The 6,319-nt window shown below is 71.6% G+C and carries 4 protein-coding genes and 1 pseudogene; all 5 read right to left on the reverse strand.

Annotation, left to right across the window (positions count from 1 at the left end; translation table 11 throughout):
- Positions 1 to 431 (reverse strand): Rho termination factor N-terminal domain-containing protein (locus GA0115240_RS22855; RefSeq protein ID WP_305112968.1); only part of this gene is annotated, 431 nt, incomplete at its 3' end.
- Positions 432 to 813: 382 nt separating this feature from the next.
- Positions 814 to 1,737: a homoserine kinase gene (thrB, locus tag GA0115240_RS22860; protein ID WP_093739145.1), complete on the reverse strand. Its 924-nt coding sequence runs from the start codon at positions 1,735 to 1,737 to the stop codon at positions 814 to 816.
- 580 nt (positions 1,738 to 2,317) lie between these two features.
- On the reverse strand, positions 2,318 to 3,382 hold the full coding sequence (gene thrC, locus GA0115240_RS22865; protein ID WP_093739151.1) for a threonine synthase: 1,065 nt from the start codon (positions 3,380 to 3,382) through the stop codon (positions 2,318 to 2,320).
- A gap of 35 nt (positions 3,383 to 3,417) precedes the next feature.
- On the reverse strand, positions 3,418 to 4,710 hold the full coding sequence (locus GA0115240_RS22870) for a homoserine dehydrogenase (protein ID WP_093739147.1): 1,293 nt from the start codon (positions 4,708 to 4,710) through the stop codon (positions 3,418 to 3,420).
- Between the two features lie 267 nt (positions 4,711 to 4,977).
- A pseudogene (lysA, locus tag GA0115240_RS22875) lies at positions 4,978 to 6,319 on the reverse strand (diaminopimelate decarboxylase); the annotation flags it as partial.

Here is a 6,319-nt window from a genome sequence, read left to right on the forward strand (position 1 = left end):
GCGACCTTGGCCGGCTCACCGGCGGGCTGGCCGGGGATCTCGATCTGCTGCGGCTCCGGCGGCGCGGTCACGGCCTGCGCGGCCGGCTCGGCCTCGGCCTGCTCGACCCGGGCCCGCGAAGTGGCCCGGCGCTTCGGCTTGTCGGCCACGGCGGTGTCGGCGACGGCCTGCGGGGCGGTCGTACCGCCGCCCGCCTGCCGTTCCTTGATGGTCTCGATCAGCTGGCTCTTGCGCATCCGCGCGGTGCCCTTGATGCCAAGGCCCGAGGCGAGTTGCTGCAGTTCGGCCAGGACCATGCCATCCAGACCGGTACCGGACCGGCGTCGCCGTGAGGCACTGGCCGTGGCAGCACCGGTAGCAGGCGCGGCGGCATCGGACGCGGCGACAGTGTTGTCTGCGCGCACGCCCATCAGATCGGTGGTGTCGCTCACGAAGGGTCCTTCCCTGGAGCGGACGTCGGCCTGTCTGGCTCGGCGACCGGTCGTGCTGTCCGGATCTGGGCGTTTCCGCTGCTCAGAGCCGGGGCGGTGGTCCGCCTGATGGCGGCAGAAAACATACGTGCTCGGTACGGAGAGAACTGGGGAGAACTCGTACCGAATCCGGAGCGTGCTCGACACTGCGCGGGCGGGGTGTCCGAATTCCCCGGTCAGGCTGCCTGTGCGGTGTGGGAGGCTCCCGGAAGAAGTGTCGTCCCATGGCGTTTTCCAGGACGGCGACACAGCGCATCGCGCCCATCGGGCGGCGAATGCTGGCTTGAGATTAACACTACCGGATCCAACAGATATTCCCCCTCTCTAAGCCCGGCAATCGTGTTCACTGCCCCCCTGCGAGCGGCAGCACACTGGCCCCGGCGACGTCGAGCGCCAGACGGTTGGCCGCCCAGCCCTCGCCCGCGAACCGGGAGACCTTGTCGGCGGCGTCCTCGTCCGTCAGGGCCAGCACGGTCGGCCCGGCACCCGATACGACAGCGGGCACGCCCTCCGCACGCAACCGGTTGACCAGCGCCAGGCTCTCCGGCATGGCCGGCGCCCGGTAGTCCTGATGCAGCCGGTCCTCGGTGGCGGGCAGTAGCAGCTCGGGGCGCCTGGTGAGCGCCTCCACCAGCAGCGCGGCCCGGCCGGCGTTGGCCGCCGCGTCCACATGGGGGACGGTACGCGGCAGCAGGCCGCGGGCGACCTCGGTGAGCAGCGGCGTCGCCGGCACGAAGACCACCGGAACCAGCGACGCGGCGGGGTCCATCCGGACCGCCCGGGCCCCACCGCCCTCGGTCCAGGCAAGCGTGAAGCCGCCGAGCAGACACGCCGCGACATTGTCCGGATGGCCCTCGATCTCGGTGGCCAGCTCCAGCAGTGCGGTGTCGTCCAGCACGGCGGGCCCGCCTATGGTCACCGCGCGGGCCGCGATGATGCCCGCGCAGATCGCGGCGGAGGACGAGCCGAGGCCCCGGCCGTGCGGAACGCGGTTGGCGCACACCACTTCCAGGCCGCGCGGCTGCCCGCCCAGCAGATCGAACGCGGTCCGCAGCGACCGTACGACCAGGTGTTTCTCGTCCCGCGGCAGCGTCTCGGCACCCTCGCCGGCGATGTCGACGTGCAGACCGGCGTCGGAGACCCGGACCACCACGTCGTCGTACAGCCCCAAGGCCAGGCCGAAGGCGTCGAACCCGGGGCCCAGATTGGCGCTGGTCGCGGGGACGCGCACTCGTACTGCGGCGGCGCGGAACGCGGGACCGGCCATCGTTCGACGAATCTCCTTGTGCGTACGCCCTCCGGGCACGGCTCCATTGCCGGGCGGCGGGGCGGGAGGTGGCGATGCGCGGGGCATCCGCCGGATTCGGGGCACGCTGCGGTGCCGCTGGGCCCAGCCTATCGAAGGAAGGTTCTTCCGCGACATAGGGCGCACGCACCGCGCGCGATGCGTGTCGCCCTGCGGGCGTGCGCCCCGACCGCAGTGCCCCTCGCCCGCGACGGTCCGGCGGTCTGTCCTCAAACGCCGGACGGGCTCTTTGTCCTCAACGCCGGACGGGCTGTGTCCTCAAACGCCGGACGGGCTGGATTTGCCTGCCCGGGCAGGTGAAAAATCAGCCCGCCCGGCGCGTGAGGACGAACCCGACGCCCGACGCTGCACAAACCAGCCCGTCCGGCGCTTGAGGACGAACCGCCGGCCCGCACAGATTCAGCCCGTCCGGCGCTTGAGGACGAACCTGGCGCCGGACGTGCCACAAACCAGCCCGTCCGGCGCTTGAGGACAGACCGGCGACCCACACAGATTCAGCCCGTCCGGCGCTTGAGGACGGGAGGGAGGCGGACCCGGGGCGTCAGCCGAGGCCGAGGTGGCTCGCGGCAGCGTCCGCGTCGACCGGCACCGTCACCGGCCGCGGCGCCCCCGCCACCGCCCAGTCCGGATCCTTGAGCCCATTGCCGGTGACCGTGCAGACAATCCGCTGCCCCGGATCCACCAGGCCCCCCTCCGCCGCCTTCAGCAGTCCCGCCACCGAAGCCGCCGAGGCCGGCTCCACGAAGACGCCCTCCCTGGCGGCCAGCAGCCGGTAGGCGGACAGGATCTGACGGTCCGTCACCGCCTCGATCAGCCCGCCGGACTCATCGCGCGCGGCGACCGCGTACTGCCAGGAGGCCGGATTGCCGATCCGGATCGCGGTGGCGATGGTCTGCGGCTGGCGGACCGGCGCCCCGTTCACGATCGGCGCCGAACCGGACGCCTGGAAGCCCCACATCCGCGGCGTGCGGCTGGCCACGCCGTCGGCCGCGTACTCGCGGTAGCCCTTCCAGTAGGCGGTGATGTTGCCCGCGTTGCCCACCGGCAGAATGTGCACGTCAGGGGCGTCGCCGAGCGCGTCCACGATCTCGAAGGCGGCGGTCTTCTGCCCCTCGATCCGCGACGGGTTCACCGAGTTGACCAGCGCCACCGGATACTTCTCGCTGAGCGCCTTCGCCAGCTCCAGGCAGTCGTCGAAGTTGCCGTCGACCTGGAGGATGCGGCTGCCGTGCACGAGGGCCTGGCCCATCTTGCCGAGCGCGATCTTGCCCTGCGGCACCAGCACCGCGCACACCATCCCGGCGCGTACGGCGTAGGCCGCCGCCGAGGCCGAGGTGTTGCCGGTGGACGCGCAGATCACCGCCTGGGCGCCGTCCTGCTTGGCGTGCGAGATGGCCATGGTCATGCCGCGGTCCTTGAAGGAGCCGGTGGGGTTGGCCCCCTCGACCTTCAGGTAGACGTCGCAGCCGGTCCGTTCGGACAGCAGCTGGGCCGGGACCAGCGGGGTGCCACCCTCCAGCAGCGTGACCACCGGGGTGTCCGCGGTGACCGGCAGCCGGCTCCGGTACTCCTCGATGATGCCGCGCCACTGGTGGGTGCCGGACATTCGGGCCTGATCGATGGTTGCGTTCATAGCGGGTCTTACTCCCCTTCCACGCGCATGATGCTGGCGACGCCGCGTACGGTGTCGAGTTTCCGCAGGCTGGAGACGGTCGCCGAGAGCGCGGCGTCCAGCGCGCGGTGGGTGACGACGACGAGGGAGGCCTCGCCGTCCTTGCCCTGTTGCCGCACCGTGTCGATCGACACATCGTGCTCGGCGAACACCGTGGCGACCTGAGCCAGGACGCCCGGTTTGTCCGCCACATCGAGGCTGATGTGGTAGCGGGTGACCACATCCCCCATGGGGCTGACCGGCAGTCGCGTGTACGCGGACTCGCCGGCTCCGGTGGTCGCCGCGAGTTTGTTGCGGCAGGCGGCCACCAGGTCGCCGAGGACGGCGGAGGCGGTGGGTGCGCCGCCGGCGCCGGGACCGTAGAACATCAGCCGCCCGGCCGCCTCGGCCTCGACGAAGACGGCGTTGTACGCCTCGCGTACCGAGGCGAGCGGGTGGCTGAGCGGGATCATCGCGGGGTGCACCCGGGCGGTCACCGAGCGGCCGTCCAGCGCGCGCTCGCAGATGGCCAGCAGCTTGACGGTGCAGCCCATGTTCCGGGCGGAGGCGATGTCGGCCGCGGTGACCTCGGTGATGCCCTCGCGGTGCACGTCGTCGATGGTCACCCGGGTGTGGAAGGCGATGCCGGCCAGGATGGCGGCCTTCGCGGCGGCGTCGAAGCCCTCCACGTCGGCGGTCGGGTCGGCCTCGGCGTATCCGAGGGCCGTGGCCTCGTCCAGCGCCTCGCTGTAGCCGGCACCGGAGGAGTCCATCTTGTCCAGGATGAAGTTGGTGGTGCCGTTGACGATCCCCAGCACCCGGTTCACCTTGTCGCCGGCCAGTGATTCGCGCAGCGGCCTGATCAGCGGGATCGCACCGGCGACGGCGGCCTCGTAGTAGAGGTCCACCCCGTGCTCGACGGCCTTGGCGTGCAGGCTGGCCCCGTCGGCGGCGAGCAGCGCCTTGTTGGCCGAGACGACGGAGGCGCCGTGCTCGAAGGCGGTGGTGATCAGGGTGCGGACCGGCTCGATTCCGCCGATGACCTCGACGACCACGTCCAGGTCGCCGCGCTTGACCAGCGCGGTGGCGTCGGTGGTGAGCAGTTCGGTCGGGACGCCCTCGCGGACCCGGTTGGGGCGGCGGACCGCGATCCCGGCCAGCTCGATCGGCGCGCCGATCCGCTCGGCGAGGTCGTGGCTTTGCGTCGTGATGATGCGTGTGACCTCGGAGCCGACCACACCACAGCCCAGTAGCGCCACCTTCAGCGGACGCGTACGCATCATCCGACCTCGTTCTCTCGTACCGGGTGTACCGGATTGACCGGTTTCCGTGCGGGCTCCGCGTGCGGCTCGTGCGGCGGTTCAGCTGCTCGCCTCCGGGCTGGGGTCAGCTCCTGGCGTCCGGCTGGTTCGGCGCGTGCGGCGCGTGGGGCCTGTGCCGAACCAGTCTCACGCACCGCACGGGAGAAGCCACGCCCTGTCCGGATCGCGAGACCGGCCGGGCGGACGGCGATTTCTCGCGTCCGCCCGTCGATTGCCCGCGTTTTCCGCTCAGCCGACGTCCAACCGCAGCAGATCCTCCTCCGTCTCCCGGCGGACGATCACCCGCGCCTGTCCGTCGGCGACCGCGACGACCGGCGGCCGCAGCGCGTGGTTGTAATTGCTCGCCATCGCCCGGCAGTACGCGCCGGTGGCCGGCACGGCGATCAGATCGCCCGGCACCAGGTCGGCCGGCAGGAACGCGTCCCTGACCACGATGTCGCCGCTCTCGCAGTGCTTGCCGACCACCCGGCTGAGCATCGGCGCCGCGTCACTCGTACGGGAGACCAGGGCGACGCTGTACTCGGCGTCGTACAGCGCGGTACGGATGTTGTCGGACATCCCACCGTCCACGCTTACGTAGGTGCGCAGCGACTCCAGCGGCTTGACGGTGCCGACCTCGTACAGGGTGAAGGCGGTCGGGCCGACGATGGCCCGGCCGGGCTCGACGGACAGCCGCGGCGGCGTGAGGCGGGCCGCCTCGCACTCCCGGGCGACGATCTCGCCGAGCGTCTTGGCGATCTCCTGCGGCTCGCGCGGGTCGTCGTCCGGCGTGTACGCGATGCCGAGACCGCCGCCGAGGTCGATCTCCGGCAGCTCCACCCCGTACTCGTCCCGTACCGCCGCCAGCAGCGACACCACGCGCCGCGCGGCCACCTCGAAGCCGGCCATGTCGAAGATCTGCGAGCCGATGTGGCTGTGGATGCCGACCAGTTCGAGGCTGTCCAGATTCAGCACCCGGCGGACCGCCTCGGCGGCCTGGCCGTCGGCGAGCGCGATACCGAACTTCTGGTCCTCGTGGGCGGTCGCGATGAACTCGTGCGTGTGCGCCTCGACGCCGACTGTCACCCGGATCTGCACCCGCTGCCGCTTGCCCTGCCGGGTGGCCTCGGCGGCGACCCGCACGATCTCCTGGAAGGAGTCCAGCACGATCCGGCCGACGCCGGTCTCGACCGCCCGCCGGATCTCCTCGGCGCTCTTGTTGTTGCCGTGCAGGGCGATCCGCTCGACGGGCATGCCGGCGTCGAGCGCGACGGCCAGCTCGGTGCCGGAGCAGACGTCGAGGTTGAGCCCCTCCTCGTACAGCCACTTCACCACCGCCCGGGAGAGGAAGGCCTTGCCCGCGTAGAAGACATCGGCCTCGTCGCCGAAGGCGGCACGCCAGGCGCGGCAGCGGGCCCGGAAGTCGGCCTCGTCGAGGAAGTAGGCCGGAGTGCCGAACTCCTCGGCCAGCGCCCGGACGTCGAGGCCGGCCACCTCGGCGGCACCGGTCGGCGTTACGGGTGACGGTGCGGGACCAGGATACGGGGGTCGAGGCCGGTTGAGGTCGGCGGGCGGGGCGGTGGTAGTGCCC

It is taken from the genome of Streptomyces sp. DvalAA-14 (assembly GCF_900091855.1).
In the GTDB taxonomy this organism is placed as follows: domain Bacteria; phylum Actinomycetota; class Actinomycetes; order Streptomycetales; family Streptomycetaceae; genus Actinacidiphila.

Coding starts and splice junctions, on each gene's coding strand:
- thrB (WP_093739145.1), bottom strand. CDS start 1,737: ATGGCCGGTCCCGCGTTCCGCGCCGCCGCAGTACGAGTGCGCGTCCCC.
- thrC (WP_093739151.1), bottom strand. CDS start 3,382: ATGTCCGGCACCCACCAGTGGCGCGGCATCATCGAGGAGTACCGGAGC.
- GA0115240_RS22870 (WP_093739147.1), bottom strand. CDS start 4,710: ATGATGCGTACGCGTCCGCTGAAGGTGGCGCTACTGGGCTGTGGTGTG.